This is a genomic window from Pseudaestuariivita atlantica, assembly GCF_001205715.1.
GTDB lineage: Bacteria > Pseudomonadota > Alphaproteobacteria > Rhodobacterales > Rhodobacteraceae > Pseudaestuariivita > Pseudaestuariivita atlantica.
Genome location: NZ_AQQZ01000011.1, coordinates 18,722 through 40,419, shown reverse-complemented (window position 1 = coordinate 40,419; position 21,698 = coordinate 18,722). Strand labels below are relative to the sequence as shown.

Annotated in this window: 16 protein-coding genes; all 16 read left to right on the top strand. The window is 66.2% G+C overall.

Features of this window, described 5'->3' with window-relative positions; genetic code table 11:
- The first annotated feature begins 555 nt into the window (after positions 1–555).
- Positions 556–1,827, top strand: coding sequence for a replication initiation protein (locus ATO11_RS18440; RefSeq protein WP_050532402.1), 1,272 nt, complete (start codon positions 556–558; stop codon positions 1,825–1,827).
- Positions 1,828–1,928: 101 nt separating this feature from the next.
- Positions 1,929–2,492 carry a dTDP-4-dehydrorhamnose 3,5-epimerase gene (gene rfbC, locus ATO11_RS18435; RefSeq protein ID WP_050532401.1) on the top strand — a complete coding sequence of 188 codons (564 nt, stop codon included), beginning with the start codon at positions 1,929–1,931 and terminating at the stop codon, positions 2,490–2,492.
- Between the two features lie 3 nt (positions 2,493–2,495).
- Positions 2,496–3,536 (top strand): dTDP-glucose 4,6-dehydratase, encoded by a 1,041-nt coding sequence (gene rfbB / locus ATO11_RS18430; RefSeq protein ID WP_050532400.1) that lies wholly within the window; start codon positions 2,496–2,498, stop codon positions 3,534–3,536.
- Between the two features lie 14 nt (positions 3,537–3,550).
- Entirely contained in the window at positions 3,551–4,660 is a 1,110-nt protein-coding gene (locus ATO11_RS18425) for a hypothetical protein (protein ID WP_050532399.1), read from the top strand.
- Entirely contained in the window at positions 4,660–5,514 is an 855-nt protein-coding gene (rfbD, locus tag ATO11_RS18420; protein ID WP_050532398.1) for a dTDP-4-dehydrorhamnose reductase, read from the top strand. Before ATO11_RS18425 ends, rfbD begins: the two co-directional genes overlap by 1 nt.
- Positions 5,511–6,380 (top strand): glucose-1-phosphate thymidylyltransferase RfbA, encoded by an 870-nt coding sequence (rfbA, locus tag ATO11_RS18415; RefSeq protein WP_050532397.1) that lies wholly within the window; start codon positions 5,511–5,513, stop codon positions 6,378–6,380. The genes rfbD and rfbA overlap by 4 nt, the downstream gene beginning before the upstream one ends.
- 72 nt (positions 6,381–6,452) lie before the next feature.
- Entirely contained in the window at positions 6,453–7,319 is an 867-nt protein-coding gene (locus tag ATO11_RS18410) for a hypothetical protein (RefSeq protein ID WP_050532396.1), read from the top strand.
- A gap of 3 nt (positions 7,320–7,322) precedes the next feature.
- Positions 7,323–8,393, top strand: coding sequence for a GSCFA domain-containing protein (locus tag ATO11_RS18405; protein WP_050532395.1), 1,071 nt, complete (start codon positions 7,323–7,325; stop codon positions 8,391–8,393).
- The gene (locus ATO11_RS18400; protein ID WP_050532394.1) at positions 8,394–9,167 is read left to right on the top strand and encodes a sulfotransferase domain-containing protein; all 774 of its coding nucleotides are present in this window, start codon (positions 8,394–8,396) and stop codon (positions 9,165–9,167) included. It abuts the gene before it with no gap.
- A 54-nt stretch (positions 9,168–9,221) separates the two neighbouring features.
- Positions 9,222–11,099, top strand: coding sequence for a rhamnan synthesis F family protein (locus tag ATO11_RS18395; protein WP_050532393.1), 1,878 nt, complete (start codon positions 9,222–9,224; stop codon positions 11,097–11,099).
- A gap of 88 nt (positions 11,100–11,187) precedes the next feature.
- The gene (locus tag ATO11_RS18390) at positions 11,188–11,874 is read left to right on the top strand and encodes a sulfotransferase family protein (protein WP_134643157.1); all 687 of its coding nucleotides are present in this window, start codon (positions 11,188–11,190) and stop codon (positions 11,872–11,874) included.
- 137 nt (positions 11,875–12,011) lie between these two features.
- On the top strand, positions 12,012–14,384 hold the full coding sequence (locus ATO11_RS18385; RefSeq protein WP_050532391.1) for a M10 family metallopeptidase C-terminal domain-containing protein: 2,373 nt from the start codon (positions 12,012–12,014) through the stop codon (positions 14,382–14,384).
- Between the two features lie 116 nt (positions 14,385–14,500).
- Positions 14,501–16,270 carry a M10 family metallopeptidase gene (locus tag ATO11_RS18380; protein ID WP_050532390.1) on the top strand — a complete coding sequence of 590 codons (1,770 nt, stop codon included), beginning with the start codon at positions 14,501–14,503 and terminating at the stop codon, positions 16,268–16,270.
- Positions 16,271–16,295: 25 nt separating this feature from the next.
- Entirely contained in the window at positions 16,296–17,819 is a 1,524-nt protein-coding gene (locus ATO11_RS18375) for a calcium-binding protein (RefSeq protein WP_050532389.1), read from the top strand.
- Positions 17,820–17,876: 57 nt separating this feature from the next.
- Positions 17,877–19,709: a M10 family metallopeptidase C-terminal domain-containing protein gene (locus tag ATO11_RS18370; RefSeq protein ID WP_050532388.1), complete on the top strand. Its 1,833-nt coding sequence runs from the start codon at positions 17,877–17,879 to the stop codon at positions 19,707–19,709.
- A gap of 30 nt (positions 19,710–19,739) precedes the next feature.
- Positions 19,740–21,683: a calcium-binding protein gene (locus tag ATO11_RS22330; protein ID WP_242601461.1), complete on the top strand. Its 1,944-nt coding sequence runs from the start codon at positions 19,740–19,742 to the stop codon at positions 21,681–21,683.
- Positions 21,684–21,698: the final 15 nt, after the last annotated feature.

Genomic DNA, 21,698 nt, shown 5'->3' with positions numbered 1-21,698 from the left:
GGTACCCGTTTGCGGGAGGAAAGGTGACCGTCTGCGGGAGGTGCGGAACCTGTCTGCGGGGCGGGGGGCACCGATTCGCGGGGGCCGGTGTAAGGGTCTGAAAGTGAGTCTGTTTTCAGTGGGGTAGGGGGTGCGGGCTGTTGGGCCGGGGTGGCAAAGGTATCCGTTTGCGGGATGGGTTTGGGGGTTGAGGTACCTGTTTGCGGGATATGTTGGCCGCTGTGGGATGGCGCGGAATCAAGGGCCTTGGCCCGCCGCGCATCGACGGGCCGCCCGCACGGCACGTCGATTTGGTTGGGCCTGGTGCGCCGCTGAGGCGGAGTGCGGGTTTGGCTTGAATAAAGTGTGCAGCGGATCGGGTGGATCGACGCGCCGCGGCCCGTCTGCGAGTGTCAGGCTCTGCATCCGCGCGGAATCAAGGCCGCAGGTCGCCGCGCATCGACGGGCCGGCCCCTCGGCCCGTCTGCAACCGTTGTCATAAGGAACCCACGGCAGCGTTGATCGCGGGTGCCTTTCGTGCAAGGGTACCTCAAAACCAGAACACAGCAGGCGCCCATGAGCAGGACCGCCCCGAACATCACCGAACTGACCGGAGCGCTGAGGCGCGAGGAGGTCAAGAAGCACGTCGCGGCGATCCACGTGTCGGGCAAGCTGTCGCTGTTGCAGCGCAAGCTGTCGAACGTGCTGCTGCTGAATGCCTATGACGCGCTGACCACGCAAAGCCGCCACCGGATCAATGCGCGCACGCTGTGCCTGATGATCGGTTACAACAGTAACGACACCGAGACGCTGAAGACCGCCCTGCGTGGCCTGGCCGAGACGGTGGCCGAGTGGGACATGCTGGACGACAGGGGCAAGCAGGAATGGGGCGTGTCGGCCCTGTTGAGTTACGCGACGCTGAAGGAGGGGGTGTGCGAATACGCCTATTCCCCGGCGCTGGCGGAAAAGCTGCATGACCCGAAGGTGTTCGCGCTGATCAACCTCAACATCCAGAAGCGGTTCACGAGCGGCCATGCGCTGGCGCTTTACGAGAATTGCTATCGGTTCGTGCGGACGCGGTCGACGGGGTGGTGGACGCTGGACGTGTTCCGGCGGCTGATGGGGGTGGATGGCAGCGCCTATTACGAGACGTTCAAGCACCTGAATGCCAAGATCATCAAGCCGGCGGTGGCGGAGGTGAACAAGACCTCGAACATCCAGATCGAGCCGGAATTCCGCAAGGAGGGGCGGGCGGTCAGTCACGTGCGGTTCCGTATCCGCGAGAACCCGCAGCTGGCGATGTTCGACATCGATGATGGCGAGGGCGTGCGGCAGGGGCAGGTCTACAAGGCGCTGGTGGGGCAGGGGGTGTCCGACCGGCTGGCGCGGCAGTGGATCGCGGAATACGGGGAGGATCACGTCGAGGGCAAGTTGCGGCTCTTGGATGCGGCAGAGGACGTGCGCGACCCGGCGCGGTACCTGAGCGCGGCGTTGCGGGACGATTACGCCCCGCCGCCCGCGCCGTCGCCCGAGGCGGTGGCCGCGGCGGAGCGCAGGCGGGAGGAGGCGGAGGCCGAGGCGGAAGAGGCTGATGCGCTGGACCTGGCGCGGCGCAGGAGGGCGGCGCGGATGGCGCGGGTGCGGGACGTGGCGGCGGCGCGCAACCCCACGCAGCGCGACAGCGACCGGCGGCTTTTCGCCTCGACCCTCGATGACGCGCTGGAGGCCGAGGATTTCCGGCGGCACGGCTGGGCGAGCGCGCTGAACGCGCGGGCGATCTTTGCCTTCTGGGAAGAGATGGCGCCGGGGCTGTTCGACGACATCGACGGGTCCTTGCCGGGAAAATAGGCGCGGTGGCAGACAATCGTGCAAGTGCGGCAAACCGGAGGTGACTCGCCATTGGGATGCTGTTAAGCACCCGCCCGGAAGATCATCGGAGACGATTTCAGGTGCTGATTGAAGACACGAAATTGAGCGGCGTGAAAATCATCACGCCGAAGCGGTTCGGCGACGCGCGCGGCTTCTTTTCCGAAAGCTGGAATCGCAAGGCGATGGAAGAGGCGGGCCTGTCCTATGACTGGTGCCAGGACAACCATTCGCTGTCGGCGAAGGTGGGCACGATCCGCGGCCTGCATTTCCAGGCGCCGCCGCATGCGCAGGACAAGCTGGTGCGCTGTGGCAAGGGTCGTCTGTTCGACGTCGCCGTGGACATCCGCAAGGGCTCTCCGACCTATGGCCAGTGGGTGGGAGAAGAACTGAGTTTCGAGAACGGCAAGCAATTGCTGGTGCCCGCGGGGTTCGCGCATGGTTTCGTCACGCGCGAGCCGGACACCGAGATCATTTACAAGTGTTCCGATTATTACGCGCCGGAGGCCGATGGCGGCATCCGGTGGGACAGCCCGTCGGTGGGGATCGACTGGGCGCTCGACGGGATCGAGCCGCTGTTGTCCGAAAAGGACGCGGCGGCCCCGGCCCTCGAGGATTTCGACAGCCCCTTCGTCTACCAGGAGTAGGACATGAAAATTCTGATTACGGGTGGGGCGGGCTTCATCGGCTCGGCCGTCGTGCGGTTGGCCGTGGCGCGGGGCCACGAGGTGGTGAACGTCGACGCGCTCACCTATGCCGCCTGCCTCGACAACGTGGCCGAGGCCGCGCAAAGCCCGAACTATGCCTTCGCGCAGGTCGATATCCGCGACCGCGCGGCGCTGGACAAGGTGTTCGACGAACACCAGCCCGACAAGGTCATGCACCTGGCCGCCGAAAGCCACGTGGACCGGTCGATCGACGGGCCGGGCGATTTCATCGAGACCAACATCACCGGCACCTTCAACATGCTGGAAGCGGCGCGGAAATACTGGGAAGGCAAGGGCCGGCCCGAGGATTTCCGGTTCCACCACATCTCGACCGACGAGGTGTTCGGCACGCTGGGCGAGACCGGCCAGTTCACCGAGGACACGCCTTACGCCCCCAACTCGCCCTACTCGGCGTCGAAGGCGGCGAGCGATCACCTTGTCCGCGCGTGGCACGAAACCTATGGCCTGCCGATCGTGATGACCAACTGCTCGAACAATTACGGGCCCTATCACTTCCCCGAAAAGCTGATCCCGGTCGTCATCCTCAAGGCGCTGGCGGGCGCGCCGATCCCGGTCTACGGGCAGGGGCTGAACGTGCGCGACTGGCTCTATGTGGAGGACCACGCCGACGCGCTGTTGCTGGTGCTGGAAAAGGGCAAGCTGGGCCGCTCGTACAACATCGGCGGCGAGAACGAGAAGACCAACATCGACATCGTCAAGACGATCTGCGCGATCCTCGACGAGAAGCGCCCCGGCAACGACAAGTACGAAGAGCAGATCACCTATGTGACCGACCGGCCCGGCCACGACCTGCGTTATGCCATCGATCCAAGCCGCATCCGCGACGAGCTGGGCTGGCGCCCGTCCGTCACGGTCGAGGAGGGGATCGAGAAGACGGTGCAATGGTACCTCGACAACGAGGAGTGGTGGCGCGCGTTGCAGAACCGCGACGGCGTGGGTGAGCGACTGGGCACCAAGGCCTGATCGCCACCGGGCCGATGCGGATCGCGTACCTGCATATCGGGATGTCCAAGGCGGGGTCGACGACCCTGCAATCGGCGCTCGACGCGGCGGATTTGCCCGACCACACGTGGCCGATCCCCAAGCCGCTGCGCCATGCGCCGCTTGTCCATCTTGGATTGCGCGCGTCGGCCCCGCGCGAGAACTTGCGGTGGATGCGTATCGCGCCGGAGGACGTGCCCGCCTTACGGAAGACCTATCGCGACCTGATGCACGAAACGCTGGCCAACCGTGACAAGCGCCATGTCGTGTTTTCCAGCGAGGTCATGGTGTCGTGGACGTTCCGCAAGGAAGATGTCGAAAGCGTGCGCGACAGGCTTGCGCCTTATGTCGATGGTTTCAGGATCATTGCCTATGTCCGCGACCCGATCGGATGGTCGCAAAGCGCGGCTGGCCAGAACATCAAGTTGGGGCTATTCGACACGATCAATCAGCACCTCTTTGCATACAAGCAGCGTCTGAAGATGTTCGACGACGTCTTCGGTGCGGAGAACGTGACGCTTGTTCCCTTCGACCGCGCGCAGATGCATGGCGGTGACATCGTGGCGGATTTCTTTCATCGCATCGGTGCGGGGATCGCGCCGCCGGACGTGCCCGCCGCCAACCCGGCGCACAACCGCGAGGAACTGGCGCTGATGATGGTGCGGAACCGGCAGGCGCTGGATTTCCGGGAACTGGGCAAGTCGATTACCGCCACACATATGGCGGTGTCGAACGCGTTGCGCGATTTCGGCAGCACGCCGTTCCGGTACGGCCCCGCGATGCGCCGCCGGATCCTTGACGAGACGGCAGAGGATATCGCGTGGGTCGAGGAGCGGATGGGCTACAGCTTCCCCGCGCGCGAGGACGAGGACGGGGTGGACAGCGACGAGGAGCTGATCGAAGAGGCCGCCGCGCTGGAGGCGAAATTCCGCGGGTTGTTGCTGGACATGCTGGACACCGAGCAGGACCCTCTGACACGGGTGGCGGAAACCGCTGACCTGATCCGGATGTTGCAGATGACCCGCGATCCGATCACGCAGAAGCGGATGAAGGTCAAGACCGACGCGCCCCGCCGGCCGCGCGGTTACAAGGAAGGGTGGGTGTGATGAAGATCCTGATGTTCGGCAAGACCGGGCAGGTCGCGACCGAGGTGTTGCGGAAAGAGCAGGTCGTGGCGCTTGGCCGCGACGTGGCTGACCTGTCCGATCCAGAGGCCTGCGCGGCGGCGATCCGCGATCACGCGCCCGAAGCGGTCATCAACGCCGCCGCCTATACCGCCGTCGACAAGGCCGAAAGCGACGAGGACGCGGCGCGCGTCATCAACGGCGAGGCGCCCGGAGCGATGGCACGGGCCTGCGCCGATCTTGGCATCCCCTTCGTCCATATCTCGACCGATTACGTGTTCGACGGGGCAGGGGAGGCGCCGTTTTCGACCGATCATCCGACGGGCCCGCTGGGGGCCTATGGCCGGACCAAGCTGGCGGGGGAGGAGGCGGTGCGCGCGGCGGGCGGGCCGCACGCGATCTTCCGCACCTCGTGGGTGGTGTCGGCGCATGGCAACAACTTCGTCAAGACGATGCTGCGGCTGGGGGCCGAGCGTGACCGGCTGACCATCGTGGCCGACCAGGTGGGCGGGCCGACGCCCGCCGCCGACATCGCCGATCTGTGCCTCGCCGCCGCGCGGCAGCTGGTCGAGGATCCGGGCAAGACGGGCACCTATCACATCTCGGGCGGGCCGGATGTCAGCTGGGCCGATTTCGCGCGGGAGATCTTCCGGCAGGCGGGGCTGAGCCCCGAGGTGGTGGACATCCCCACCAGCGACTTCCCGACCCCCGCAGTGCGCCCGGCCAACAGCCGGATGGACAACTCGACCACCAAGGACACCTTCGGCCTCGACCGCCCGGACTGGCGCGCGGGGCTGACCGATATTTTGCAAGACCTGGGAGCATTGAAATCATGACACAACGCAAGGGCATTATTCTTGCCGGCGGATCGGGCACGCGGCTCTATCCGATCACCCAAGGCGTGTCGAAGCAGCTATTGCCGATCTACGACAAGCCGATGATCTTCTACCCGCTGAGCGTGCTGATGCTGGCGGGCATCCGCGAGATCGCGATGATCACCACGCCCGACGACCAGGAGCAGTTCAGGCGCCTGCTGGGCGACGGGTCGCGGTACGGTGTGCAGATCACCTATATCACCCAGCCGTCGCCCGACGGGCTGGCGCAGGCGTTCATCCTCGCCGAGGACTTCCTTGACGGTGCGCCGTCGACGCTGGTTCTGGGGGACAACATCTTCTTCGGTCACGGCCTGCCGGACCTGTTGCGCGCCGCCGACGAGAAGCCGACCGGCGCGACCGTCTTCGGCTACCAGGTGGCAGATCCCGAACGCTATGGCGTGGTGGCCTATGACGACGACGGCAAGGTGACGGCGATCATCGAGAAACCCACCGTTCCGCCGTCGAACCACGCGGTCACGGGCCTCTATTTCGTCGACGGCACCGCGCCGGAAAAGGCCCGCGCGGTGAAACCGTCGGACCGGGGCGAGCTGGAGATCACCACGCTGCTGGAGATGTACCTTGAAGAGGGCGATCTGGACGTGCAGCGGATGGGGCGCGGTTTCGCGTGGCTCGACACCGGCACGCACGGGTCGCTTCTGGATGCGGGCAACTTCGTGCGCACGCTGCAGAACCGGCAGGGGCTTCAGACGGGCTGCCTTGAAGAGATCGCCTATGACAACGGGTGGATCGAGACGGACGGCCTGAAACGGCAGGCCGAACTGATGAAGAAGAACAAGTATGGTGCCTATTTGCAGTCGTTGCTATAAGCCCCCGACCTTTTTCCGGGCCGGGCTCCACCCCTGCGGTACCCGGCCCGCGAACTGCCTGAAAGGCTGCGCATGACCACTCGCAAACTTCTTGGATTCGGACATTCGCATCTTGGCTCGGTGCAGGCGGCCTTCACGCGGGCCAGCCGCGCGGGCGAGTTTCCGGGCGTGGAGGCGCAGTTCGTGCGCCTGAACACCAAGCCCTTCCAGCCCAATTTCGACACGTTGCAACCGCGCGCGGTGGCGGCGCTGCCCGACCGGCAGCGCGCCAAGGTCGAGGCGCGGATGCGCGCGCCCTCCGCGATGCTGACCGATCCCAAAGGCCGCATCCGCGTGCTGACAGAGGCGCTTGAACGGCGCATGTCGCATGTCACCACGCGGGCCGAACCGGACGCGATCCTGCTGATCTGCATGGGCAACGAATACAACGCCATGGCGATGCTGGAACATCCGCGGCCCTTCGATTTCGACCTGCCGGGCAGCGGCATCGACGTGCTGGATGACCGCGAGATCATCCCGACCGAGATGATGCGCGCCCAGATGCAGTACCAGGCCGAGCGCAACGTGCTGCTGTTCTGGCGGTTCTTCAACGCCACGACCGATCGGCCGCTATACGTGCAGCCGCCGCCGCCGCCGATCGCGTCCGAGGCGCATATCCTGTCCTATCCCGGTTCCTTCGCCGAGCGCGCGAAGAAAAGCGGGATCACGCCGATCTCGGTCCGGCGCAAGATGTGGCTTCTGTATTGCGATGTCCTGCGCGAGGCCGCGCAATCGGGCACCAACAGCCATTTCGTGGACCTGCCCGATGTCGTCTTTGTCGACGGGACGCTGGCCAAGCAGTTCTGGCAGGAAGACCCGACGCACGGCAACGTCGATTACGGCAAGGTGGTGCTGCGTCACCTGATCGGCACCGCATTGCCCAACGTGGTGGAGGCCTGAGCGATGACCAATCCCTATTCCGGCCTGCCCGACCATTGCTTCTGGAGCCGCAGCCATCGCGGCCGCGCCCGGCCCGAGATCGATCCCGTCGTCAAGGGCGGCTTCACGCTGACGCCCGAGATGAAGATCGCCACCGCCGGCAGCTGTTTCGCGCAGCACATCGCCAAGCACCTGCAAGGTGCGGGATACAATTACTTCGTGACCGAGGACGCGCATCCGGTGATCTCTCCGGTGGTGGCGCGGCAGTTCGGTTATGGCGTCTTCTCGGCCCGGTACGGCAACATCTATACCGTGCGGCAGTTGTTGCAGCTGGCGGGCCGCGCCTTTGGCGAGTTCACCCCGGTCGAGGACGTGTGGGAGGTGGACGGCGGGTTCGTCGATCCGTTCCGCCCCAACGTGACCGAGAAACCCTTTCCGACGATGGAGGCGTTCACCGCCGCGCGCGAGGCGCATTATGCGGCCGTGCGCGAGATGTTGACCGAGGCGGACGTGTTCGTCTTCACGCTGGGCCTGACCGAGGCATGGGTGAGCCGCGAGGACGGCACCGTCTTTGCCATGGCACCCGGCGTGGCGGGCGGCACGTTCGATCCCGAACGCCACGAGTTCCACAATTTCACCGTGGACGAGATCGTGCAGGATTTCACCGATTTCGCCACCGGCCTGCGCACGGCCAACCCGGATGTGAAGATCCTGCTGACGGTCAGCCCCGTGCCGCTGATCGCGACCGCGCGCGAGGATCAGAGCGTGATCACCGCCACCGCCTATTCCAAGGCCGTGCTGCGCGTCGCGGCCGAGCAATTGTCGGCCACCGTGCCCGATTGCTTCTATTTCCCGTCCTACGAGGTCATCACCGGCAACCATGCCGGCGGCGACTATTTCGCGTCCGACCTGCGTGACGTGGAACCTGCTGGCGTCGCCCACGTGATGAGCCTATTCATGCGCCACTATACCGAGGCGGGGGCAGAGGCCGCGCCCGAGGTCAAGGACGGCGATCCCCGTTTCGAGGACGAGGTGCAGGATATGCTGGACGTGATCTGTGACGAGTTGATGATCGAGAAGAGCGTGAGCAGCTAGATGAACGACACTTCCCAGCCGGCAAAGGTTGTCGGCCTCTATTCCTTCCCCAAAAGCGGCAATACGTGGTTGCGGGCGATCATCGCCGGGGCGACCGGCATGCCGATGGGTCCGGGCGTGATGCAGAAATACGTGACCGACACGCATTTCGGCAAGGTGATGGAGAACCCCTGGGCCTTCCAGGGCAAGGACTGGTATTTCTACAAGTCGCACCACGCGACGCTTCTGGCCGAGGATGACGGCCAGCCGCTGCACACCGACAAGGTGGTGCAGATCTATCGCCATCCGCTGGACGTGTTCTGCAGCTATCTCAACTTCGTGTCGAAGAACGTGTCGCCCAAGGCAGGCAAGTCGCTGCCTTTCCAGTTCGACAAGGTCGAGGATCTGACGCCCGAGCAGATGGAAGAGCTGTTCGGCATCTTCCTCGAACATGCGACGCTGGTGCCGCAGAACCGCGCCTTCGGCAGCGTGTTCGACCATTTTGCCAACTTCACCAAGCTGGGCGAGACGATGCCGGTGCATATCCTGCGCTACGAGGACCTGTACGACGATTTCGAAGGGTCGGTGATGGGGATGTGCGATTTCCTCGGGCTGGAGAATATCGACATCAACAGCGTCTACCGCACGTCGGACCGGCGCACCAAGCAGAACGGGAAGTTCTTCTGGAAGCGGCAGAAGGACAATTACCGCAACTTCCTGAACGACGACCAGATCGCGCGGTTCAAGGCGAAGTGGGCCCCCGAGATGCGCGCGATGGGGTACGACGCGGACTGAGCGCCGCGCGGGGCGGGGCGGATCTGACAGGACAGGGCAGGGCCGGGCATCACCATGACGGAACAGATCACGGCGATCTACGCCATCGGCAAGGGCCTGAACGAGGACCGGGTGATCCGGCTGGCGCTGGAGCGCCTGTCGCGGATGTGCACCCGCGTCATGGTCATCGCCGAGGCCACCCAACTGGCCCGCGTGCGCGAATTCGCCGAGAAGATCGCCGGTGTCGAATTGTCCGAGATCGAAGGCGCGCATGCCACGCCCATGGCGGCGTGGCGGCAGGGGTTGATCGCGCTGTGGGACGAGGGGCCGGTCACGGCGCCGGTCCTGCTGACGGGCGCCACCGCGTTCGGCCCGGTCTGGCGCGAGGGCACGCCGCCGTCGCTGGCGCTGCCCGAAGGCGCGGGCGTGCTGGCGCCCTACTGGCACAATTGCAAGCTGGACGTGCGGTTCAAGACCGCGGTGCCCGACCGGGTGCCGCAGCTTGATTTCACCGTGATCGGCCCGGACGTTCTGGCCGATCCGAAGGTGCAGGCCTTCTGGCGCGGGTTCAAACCGTCGGGCGATGCGTGGCGCGACATGACGCACGGGATCGTGCCCTTCGGCGCGCTCCTGGAGGCGCAGGCCCACGCGGTGGCCTACCCGATGGAGGATGATGCGCTCGGTTCGATCGAGCCGCGCTATTTCGAGGTCGACCTGACCTTGAGGCACGGCGCGCCCTGCATGGCGTCGTCGATCCTGCTGCTTGATCCGCTGATCCACGACCTGAACGCGATCAACCTGCGCGGCGCGCTGGACGATCTGCGGCAGGCCGACCCGGACCTTTATGCCGCGATCATCCGGTTCGCGACGCGCTTCGTGAAGGCGCGCGATTTCGCGACGCTGGCCGACCAGTACCAGGTCGTGCCGCACCGCGCTTACAACCCCGACAAGACGGCATGGTCCTTCGGCCCCTACGCCGTCTTCATCCACGCCTATTACGCCGACATGATGCCCCAGTTCTGGGAGCTGATCGAACGGCTGCCGGGCGAGTTCCACCTGTTCATCACCACCGCGACCGAGGACAACGCCGCCCTGATCCGCGATTTCCTTGCCGACAAGGGATGGCCCGCCGAGGGCGCGGGCGAGGTGCGCGTGGTGGAGCAGAACCGGGGGCGGGACATGTCCTCCCTCTTCATCACGTGGCGGGACGTGGCGCGGTCGGGCGAGTACGAGGTCGCGCTGCGCCTGCACTCGAAACGCACGCCGCAGGTCGCGCGGCAGGTGGGCGAAAGCTTCAAGGCGCACCTGTTCGACAACCTCGTGCCCTCGACGCCGTATGTGCAGAACGTGCTCGACCTGATGGAGGCCGAACCGGATATCGGCCTGATGATCCCGCCGGTGATCCACGTGGGGTTCGGGACGCTGGGGCATGCGTGGTACAACAACAAGCAGGCGCTCGCCGATCTGGCGGGTGAGATGTATATCGACGTGCCGCTCGACGATCACACGCCGGTGGGCGCCTATGGCACCATGTACTGGTTCCGCCCCGACGCGCTGTGGAAGATGTTCGACTGGAACTGGAAGTGGTCGGACTACAATGCCGAGCCGCACCACATCGACGGCGGCCTTGCCCATGTGCAGGAACGGCTGATCGCCTACGCCGTGCAGGATCGCGGGTACCGCACCGTGCAGATGATGACGCCCGACACCGCCGCGCGGAATTACGGGCGGCTGGAATACAAGGCCCAGTTGTTCGCGTCGCAATTCGTGTCGAACAACGTGCTGGACCAGCAGGTCGAGATGGAGGTGCGCGGCACCACCTTGCGCGGCACGATCTATCGCAGGTTGCGCGAAACCTATGGCAAGGTGTTGCGGCGCTGGCCTCAATCGCGCAACGCGCTGAAGCCGTTCAAGAACGTCGCCGTGACGCTTCTGATGAACCGCCGCCCCTGAGCGCAATCCCGCCATTCGATTGACGCAGGCGCATGGTTCGGCATAGCGTCCGCGTCCAGACAACTCCCGTGTTCCGAGTGTTCCGCCCATGCCGCGACCTTTCTTGCTGTTCCACACGCCCCAGTCAGGGTCCGACGCCCTGACGGCGCTCTTGCGCGCGCATCCCCAGCTTGGGCTGCACGGGCGGCTGTTCCAGCGTGCGGCGCTTCCGGGTGGCGTGCCGCAGACCGCCGAGGGCCGCGCGGCCTTCATCGAGGGGTTCTGGGGCGAGGCGGCAGGGCCGAAGGAGCAGGGACGCACCCGCGGCCTGACGATCTGCGTCGAGACGCCCAAGCGCGACATGGCCATCGACGACCCGGTGATCACGACCCTTGCCGGGTACGATCCCGCCATCATCGTCCTGCGCCGTGACAACTGGGTGCACCAGGCGCTGGACCGCGCGGCGCTGAAGCGCGGCAAGCGCGGCAAGCTGCCCGAGATCAGCGCGCAGGTCTTTGACCAGGCGTTGCGCGACGTCCGGCAGGGATACGCGGTGATGGACCAGATGCTGGAGCGGTTCGGCCCGGTTCTGGAGCTGAGTTTCGAGGAGCTGGTCGACGACCGCGCCGACACCGTGACGCTGGCCCTGAACCATCTGGGCCTTGATCCCGCGCAGCGCGACGCCGCCGCCGAGGTGCCCGAGATCGCCGATCTGCCCGAGCTGGAGAAGGTGATCGCCAACCCCGACACGCTGCGCACGATGCTGACCGGGACCGAGCTTGACGGCTTCGTCTAGGCCCGGAACCGCCCGGATGGTTGAATAAAATCGTCACCGAAAGACGCATTTCCGTCCAGCTTCGCCCGCGCTGCTGACGGGCTTTGCCCCGACGGTCCCCCCAACGAGCACGCAAGAGCAGTTGGGGCACAGGCACCATGGAGATCGCGTACCGGGCGCTGTTGCCGCGCGGGATTTTCGAGCAGTCATCACCGACCACCGATCTGGAGATCGTGACGCTGGGGGGCGAGACCTTCCTTGTCGTGGCCGACAGCTGGGTGAACGGCGTGAGCCTGTACCGGGTGACGGCGGGCGGCGCGGTGCAACTGGCCGACCAGCAGACCCACGCCCGCAACACCGGCGTCTTTTCGGGCGTCGACATCACCCAGACCACCTATGGCGGCGAGGACCGGGTGCTGGTGGCGCTGAACGGGCTGGACGGCGTGCAGCGCCACGTGCTGGACGGCACCGGCGGCGGCGGGCTGCCCGGACAGGCGGAGCAGGTGAGTTTCGCGGGCCAGGTGGCGCGGGACGCGCACACCGTCACGGCGTGGGGTGACTACGTCTATGTCGGGCACGAGGAAGGCGGCATCTCGGTCTACGAGGGCAATGCGAGCGGTGCGCTGACCTATCGCCAGACCGTGGGCACCGGGCTGAACCATGTCGACGCGCTGGTCGCCTTCGACCGGGGCGCGCAGCCTTACGTCGTGTCGGCCAGCGCCTCGGGGAACGAGGTGACGCTGTGGCGAATCACCAGTGACGGGCGGTTGCAGGCGGCGGACGTGGTCGGCCCGCAGGAAGGGCTGGGCGCGGACACGCCCACCGCGCTGGAGGCGGTCACGGTCGGTGGCGCGACCTACGTGATCGTCGGCGCGGCGGGGTCGTCCACCCTGTCGGTGCTGGAAGTGCGCGGCAACGGCACCTTCGCGCTGACCGATCACGTGCTGGACGACCGCGGATCGCGCTTTGGCGACGTGGCGACCATCGCCACGGTGGAACGCGACGGGCAGGTCTTTGTCGCCGCCGGCGGGCCGGATGACGGGGTGAGCCTGTTCCTGCTGGCTCCCGGCGGGCTGCTGGTGCCGCTCGCCCATGCCGAGGACACGCTGGACGCGCCCCTGCAGAACGTGGTGTCGGTGGAACTGGCCGCGCATGATGACGGGCTGACCCTGTTTGCCGCGTCCGAGACCGAGCCGGGCGTGGGCTTTTTCGACGTCGATCTGACGGGGTTCGGCGGGGTGTTCACCGATACCGATCTGGATGACGCGCTGGTCGGAACCGGGCAGGCCGACATCCTGTTCGCGGGCGAGGGCGCGGACACGCTGACCGGCGGCGCGGGAGCCGATACCTTCGTCATCCTGCCCGGAGAGGACCGCGACCGCATCGCCGATTACCGCATCAATGCCGACGTGATCGATTTGTCCTTCATCCCGCTGGTGCATTCGCTCGCCGACGTGCAGGTCGTGCCCACGGCGAACGGTGCGCGGGTCACCGTGCGGGGGCTCGAATTCGACGTGATCAACGCGCTTGGCGGGTCGCTGGATGCCGATGACATCACCTTCAGCTACGGCCCCGCGCATTACGTCTACCCCCTGACCGACCCCGATGGCGGGTCGAGCGGCGGCGGATCGGGTGGTGGCGGCTCGGGTGGTGGCGGCTCGGGTGGCGGCGGCTCGGGTGGCGGCGGTTCAGGAGGATCGGGCGGCGGCGGTGGCGGGTCCGGTGGCGGTTCTGGCGGTGGCACGGGTGATGGCGACACCATCACCGGAACCGAGAACCGGGACGTCCTGTCAGGCGGGCCGCGGGGTGACATGATCTATGGTCTCGGCGGCAACGACGTGCTGATGGCGGGCGAGGGCGGCGACATGCACGATGGCGGCGACGGCAACGACACCGTCGATTTCAGCCAGGTCGCGGGGCGGGTCCTGGTGGACCTGAAATTCGACGTCTCGACCGCCTCTTTCGCGCGGTTCTTCCAGTACGGCGACGTGGCCGGTGACGCCTATGTCTCGATCGAGCGGTTCGTGGGCGGCGACTACGCCGACAACCTGCGTGGCAGCGACGGCAATGACAGGCTGGTGGGCGGTGGACGCAGTGACCGGCTGTACGGGCGCGCGGGCAACGACCGGCTGGAGGGTGGCGCGGGGACAGACGCGCTGTACGGCAACCGGGGTGCCGACACGATGATCGGCGGCGACGACGCCGGCCGCCGCGACCGGTTCATCTATTTCAACGTCAACGAAAGCGAACCGGGCGACAACCGCCGCGACGAGATCCTCGATTTCGTGCCCGGCGAGGACCGGATCGAGATCAGCAGGTTCGACGCCGACATCACGCAGGGCGGCAAGCAGCGGTTCGATTTCATCGGGCAGGACGCCTTTTCCGGCACCGCCGGAGAACTGCGCGCGGCATGGGACGCGGGCGCGGGAATGACGCTGGTTCAGGCCGATCTGGACGGTGACGGCGACGCCGATTTCGAGATTGGCCTGTGGGGCAATCTGACGCTGTCGGCGGGAGATTTCCTGCTTTGAGACCCGGCGCGGTAGACGCTTCACGAACCCCTTGGTAGACACGTCCAACACCCGGAGCCGATCCGGGCCGTGGGAGCCGCCCCGCGCGCGGCCGTGAGAGTTCGAGGAGTTCAGCCGTGGCCGCAACGACAACCACCAGCAACGTGACCTATAACGGGTCGAACGTGTATATCGACGCCCTGTTCTGGGGCGGCGCGTGGAGCAGCCCCGGCCCCGGCACGCTGATCGAATACTTCCTGCAAAGCGGCGCCGATCCGTTCAACTTCAACGGGATCACCAATGCGCCCGCCTGGTCCGCCAGTGATATCGCGGCGCTGCAGGCCGCGATGCAGACATGGATGGACGTTGCCAACATCACCTTCTCGCTGACCAACGTCGCCAACGATGCCGACATCTGGTACTGGCAGGGCCCGGTCAACGAAGTGCAGGCGCTTGGCTGGCACGAGGTGCCCGATACCAACTCGATCGAACCTCTGTACGGCGTCTTTGCCTTCAATGCCGACGGCTGGACGCCGCAGGGTCTGCAGCCCGGCGGCTACGGCTTCCTGACGCTGGTGCACGAGATCGGCCACGGGCTGGGCCTTGCCCACCCCCACGATTTCGGCGGCAACAGCGGGCGGTTTCCGGGCGTGACGGCGGAATTCGACGATTACGGCGATTTCAACATCAACCAGGGCATCTTCACCGTCCAGAGCTATAACGACGGCTGGCCGACGCAGTACCCGCAGCACAGCGTCGCCAACGGGTTCGAGAATTACGGATATGCCTCGACGCCCATGGCGCTCGACATTGCCGCGATCCAGGCGATCTATGGCGCGAACATGAACCACAATACCGGCAACGACACCTACACGCTGCCGGACAGCAACGGGTCGGGCACGGCGTGGATGTCGATCTGGGACGCGGGCGGGACCGACATGATCACCGCCGCCGGATCGACGCGCGATTTCACCATCGACCTGCGCGCAGCGACGCTGGTGAACGAGTTCGCGGGCGGATACGTGTCGTTTTCGGACGGGATTGTCGGCGGATTGACGATTGCCAACAACGTGGTGATCGAGAACGCGCGCGGCGGCGAGGGCGACGACACGATCAACGGCAATGACACCGCCAACACGCTGGAAGGCAATGGCGGGGGCGACAGCGTGTCGGGCCTTGGCGGCAACGACATGCTGATGGGGAATGCCGGTGACGATATGTTGCAGGGCGGCGCGGGCAACGACACGCTGGACGGCGGCGCCGGGGGCGATGCGCTGGATGGTGGCACCGGGTACGACATCGCGTCCTATGAAAGCGCGACGCGGTCCGTCCGGGTCGATCTGCAGAACCCCTCGATCAGCTTCGGCGACGCGGTCGGCGACAGCTTCATGGATATCGAGGAGTTCCAGACCGGCGGCGGCATCGACCAGCTGCGCGGCGATGCGGGCGACAACATCTTCCGCACCGGCGGCGTCAGCGACCGCCTGTATGGGCGTGCGGGAGACGACATGCTGTTTGGTGAGGCCGGGGCGGATGCGTTTTACGGTGGCCTCGGTGCGGACATCATGACCGCCGGTGACGATGCCGGACGGCGCGACCGCTTCATCTATTTCAACGCGGCGGAATCGGGCGTGGGCGCGGGCAACCGCGACGTCATCACCGACTTCGTCAGCGGCGAGGACCGGATCGAGTTGAGCCGGATCGATGCCGACACCACGCAGGGCTTCAAGCAGGCCTTCACCTTCGTCGGCAGCGCCGCGTTTTCCGGCACGGCAGGCGAATTGCGGTACGAGCAGAGCGGCGGCGCGACCATCGTGCAGGCCGACCGCGACGGCGACGGCGCGGCGGATTTCGAGATCGAGCTGACCGGCACCATGACCCTTCAGGCCACCGATTTCCTGATCTGACCCAAAGACAAGCGGAGGGCTTTCCATGCCGACAATGACCGTGTCGGGTGATCTGAACGCGCGGATCACCCAGTTCCAGACCGCGTTTGACGGCGGCATCGCGCGCGGATCGGGGTCCAGCATGTCGGTCAGTTCCGGAGCGTCGGCGACCGTGGCGCTGTCGGGCAGCGGATTGAGCGTCGCGTCGAGCGGGTCGACCTTCATCAACGGCACCGTCAACGAGATGGTATTGCAGGAGCTGGACCTCAACAACATCCCCGATTTCTTCATCTGGCTGACCATTTCCGATATCTCGGAAAGCGGGGCGAACCTGTTTGAGCTGATCGAGAGGACCTCCACCACAGCGACGGGCCGCTTCGACGAGGCGTATTTCGCCGATTTCCTCGCCGGGGAGGATTGGGCGATCACCGGGGAGGACGGTGACGACACCATCGCGCCGGGGGTGGAGATCTCGCTGGGTCGCAACGACACGATTGATGGCGGGGCCGGCGATGACAGCCTTGATGGCGGCGCGGGCCGCGACGTGGTGCTGGGCGGGACGGGCAACGACACCATCGTCGCCGCAGGGTCGGACGACGTGGATGCGGGCGCAGATGACGACCTGATCCTCGCCGACCGCACGATGGACGGATCGGTCGACGGCGGCGCGGATTCCGACACGCTGCGCCTGCTGGCCTCGGCCGATGGCGTGGCGGTCGATCTGGCGGCGGGCACCTTCGGCGCGGGCGGCACCGTCGCCGGGATCGAGGTGGTCGAGGCGCTTGGCACCGGCGACGACACGCTGACGGGCGATGACGGCGCCAACCGGCTGCTGGCCGATGGCGGCGCGGACCTGTTGCAGGGCGGCGCGGGCATCGACACCCTGCAGGGCGGCGACGGCGACGACACGCTGGACGGCGGGGCAGGGGCCGACGTGCTGGAAGGCGGCGACGGGTACGATGTCGCCTCTTACGAAAGCGCGACGCGCTCCGTCCGGGTCGATTTGCAGAACCCCGCGATCAGCTTTGGCGACGCGGTGGGCGATACGTTCGTCGATATCGAGGAGTTCCAGACCGGCGGCGGCATCGACCAGTTGCGTGGCGATGGCAGCGAAAACATCTTCCGCACGGGCGGCGTTTCGGACCGCCTGTATGGGCGGGCAGGCGATGACATGCTCTTCGGCGAGGCCGGGGCGGATGCGTTCTATGGCGGGCTTGGCGCGGACACCATGACCGCCGGTGACGATGCTGGGCGGCGCGACCGGTTCATCTATTTCAACGCCGCGGAATCCGACGTGGGCGCGGGCAACCGGGACGTGATCACCGATTACGTACCGGGCGAGGACCGGATCGAGTTGAGCCGCATCGACGCCGACATCACCCAAGGCTTCAAGCAGCGGTTCGATTTCATCGGTGACGCGGCATTTTCGAACACCGCTGGCGAACTCAGGTTCGAACAGCAGGGCGGCATCACGCTGGTGCAGGCCGACCGCGACGGTGACGGCATTGCCGATTTCGAGATCGAGCTGACCGGCACGCTGACGCTGACCACCGACGACTTCCTGATCTGACTACCGGGGCCGGATGACCGGCCCCGCGACCCGCCATATCACCGGAGCCCTTTGCCCATGACCGTTACCTCGCTGCACGCCATTACCGGGATGCTGACCGTTCAGGCGACCTATGACGACGCGCCGCAACTCTACCTCGATTTCAACGGCGACGTGACCTCGGCGGGTCTGAGCATCGTCGATCTTGGCGGGTTCCTTCCCTCCGGGTCGAGCGACTTCTTCGACGCGCAGGGGGTGTTCCAGGGGGGCAATATCTACGTGTCGCCCGAGGGGCGGGCGCAGGAATTCCTGAACGCGCTGGCCTTCCTGGAGCTGGGTTTCGTGCCGCCGGGCCTGACGGTGAACGACTTCCTGCCCGAGATGGACACCAAGCCGGCCGAGGCGGCGGCTTACCTATCGGACGGGTCGGGCGCGGGGGAAACGGGCACGCTTTACCTTGCCATTCGCGGCACCGACAACCTTGTCGACGCGACCATCGGCGGGCAGTCCTTTTCGCCCTCGGGGCAGGCCGAATACTTCATGATGCTGAAACCGTTCTTCGACGCGGCGCGCGATTACGCGCTGGCCAACGGCATCGACACCATAGTGGTCACCGGCCATTCGCTGGGCGGGGCCGTGGCTGACCTGTTCAGCCTGTTCCTCAAAGAAGACTGGGACGCGGATTTTGCCACCGTGTCGGTCGTCTCGGTCGCGTCGCCGGGGCTTGCACCGGGCGTGTCCGACGCGCTTGGCGCGCTTCTGGGCGTGCCGCCTGCCAGCCGCCCGCAAGCGGACGCGAACGGCGAATACACCCGGCCCGACGGTCACATGAACTTTGCCAATTCCGAGGACATCGTGTCCTTCCCCGAGGTGATGCCGCAGGGCAGCTACCTTGTCGCCGACGTGCTGCGCGCGAACCAGTCCATCGCCGACCCGGTGGTGTTCGACCAGACCGCGTTCGACGGCACCGACGTGGACCTCGCCACCAACACCTACGGCGACGAGCATGGCGATTTCCTTTATACCATCACGATCGCGGGCTATTACATCGGGCGGCCCGACATCTCCGCGGCCGAGGATGCGGTGGGCACGCGGGTGCTGGTGGGCGACGAGTTTCCCAACACGCTGACCGCCAACGGCGAGGGGCACCTGCTGGGCTACCTCGGCAACGACCTGCTGATCGGCAGCGACCTGTCCGAGACGCTGCAGGGCGGCGACGGCGACGACACGCTGGAAGGTTTCGGCGGCGCCGACTGGCTGCTGGGCGGACAGGGCACCGACATCGCCGATTACAGCGGCGCGGGAGGCCGGGTGCTGGTCGACCTGCAATCGGACGTGTCCGGCGCGGGCTTTGCCCGGTTCTTCGATGCGGGCGCGGGGGCCGGCGCGCGGTTCGACGGGGTGGAGAACGTCACCGGCGGCGCGTTCGCCGACAACTTGCGTGGCGACGGGGCCGCGAACGTGCTGTCGGGCGGCGGCGTCAGCGACCGCCTGTATGGCCGCGCGGGCAACGACACGCTGGATGGCGGCGCGGGGGCCGATGCGTTCTACGGCAACCTTGGCGCGGACGAGATGACGGGCGGGCCGGGCGCCGTGCGCGACCGCTTCATCTATTTCCAGGCGAACGAGACCGGCGTGGGCCCCGGCAACCGCGACGTGATCACCGATTTCACCCCCGGCGAGGACCGGATCGAGTTGTCCCGGATCGACGCTGACATCACCCAAGGGTTCAAGCAACGGTTCGACTTCGTCGGCGACGCCGCCTTTTCCGGCACGGCGGGCGAATTGCGGTTCGAACAGCAGGGCGGGATCACCGTCGTGCAGGCCGACCGCGACGGCGACGGCGTCGCCGACATGGAGATCGAACTGACCGGCACGCACACGCTCACGGTGGACGATTTCCTGATATAATCGACACACGCACGATGGAGAGGGCCAGCCATGACACGCAGCATGCTCGATGGCGGCAGTGTCCAAACGCTACACGAGCTGATCCCCCGCAGCGATGGCACCTACAGCGTGCTGGTCGAGCTGTTCTTCCCAAGAGACCACGATTTCGGCGGCAGCATCATCACCAGCACCGTTTGGGCCGAAAGCGTTCTGAGCGTCGATGCCGCGGGCCAGCCAGGCCAAGCGGTCACGCTGAACGAGGTCGACGACCTTTACGATGACGCTGAATTCACGGATGCCTTTGTCGCGCTGGAACTCGGGACCGGCACGCTGGTCGTGTCATGGGGCGCGTTCCTTCCGGATGCCGAAACTGCGTATACGCGTACTTACCTCCTGCGCCCCGATCAGGCGCCAGAACAGATTGCGACGCTGGACTATTCCGATGTGTATTCCGGGGCGGAAATCACCCTGTCGCACACGCCGAATGGCGGCTTCGCGCTGGGTCATCTCGATCCGTATTCCAGTGCTATCGTGTTCGAGACGTTCTTCCAGACCGGCGGCAATACCGGATCGACGCTGAATGTTCCCTCTCCCGCTGACGGCTATGTCGATTACGGCAGCGTGATGGTCCCCCACCCCGTGGGCGGCGTCGTGGTGGTCGGGGAGATGTTCAGATACGGCCCCGACGACGAAGAGGTCCTGTTCGTCCAGCGCTACGCGCTTGACGGGCAGGAGTTGTCGGACCGGATCGTGGTGAGCGGCTATACCTCGGCCAGCCATGTCACGCTGCATCCCGACGGGTTCCTTGCCATGCTGGCCACGGATACCCGCGACCGCACCTATTTGCTGACGCTGACGCTGGAAGGAGAGGTGCTGGCCTCGCGCCTGCTGGATCTCGGGCCCTCGCATGACATGTTCGTCACGCAATCGGGCACGATCCTCGTCGCGGCGGGCGGGTCGTATCGCTGGCCTTACGAGGCGAGCAACGACGCGGTGGTTCAGCAATTCGATGCCGCGCTGCAGCCGCTGAGCGATCCCGTCGCGCTTGACGGGCAGGACGGCCCGGTGCTTGGCGTGCAGGTCGCGGCGCAACCGGGCGGTGACGGGTTGCTGGTCTGGGAGCAGCAGAACAGCACGATCTTTGCCAGCGAGCTGTTCGACGTGCGCCGCGGCACCGCGATGCTTGGCACCGACGATCCCGACCTGCTGGAAGCGTCCGGCGCCTCGGTCCTGCGCGGATTCGGGGCCGAGGATACACTGGTCGGCAGCGCCTCGGACGATGTGCTGGAAGGCGGGCCGGGAGACGACCTGATGCAGGGCGGCGCGGGGGCCGACCGGTTCGAAGGTGGCGACGGCAGCGATACCGCCGATTACACCCATGACGCCGGGGGCCGTATCCTCGTCGACCTGCAAACCGACGTGTCGGGTGCGGCGTTCGCGCGCTTCTTCACCCGAGGTGCGGCCGAAGGTGACACGTTCGACGGGGTCGAGCACGTGACGGGCGGAGCATCGGCCGACAACCTGCGCGGTGACGCGGGCGACAACCGGCTGGAAGGCGGCGGCGTCAGCGACCGGCTCTACGGACGCGCGGGCGACGACACTCTGATCGGCGGGCCGGGGGCGGACGCCCTCTATGGCAATCGCGGCGCGGACGTGATGACGGGCGGCGCAGATGCCGTGCGGGACCGCTTCATCTATTTCAATGCCGACGAAACAGGCGTCGGCCTTGCCAACCGCGACGTGATCACCGACTTCACCCCCGGCGAGGACCGGATCGAGTTGTCCCGGATCGACGCCGACACCACCCAGCCCCTGAAACAGCCCTTCATCTTCATCGCCAACGTCGCCTTCAGCGGCACGGCGGGTGAATTGCGGTTCGAGCAGGTGGGCGGCGCGACCATCGTGCAGGCCGACCGCGATGGCGACGGCATCGCCGACATGGAGATCGAGCTGACCGGCACGTTAACCCTGACGGCCTCCGATTTCCTGATCTGACCCGCTGAAGGCCTC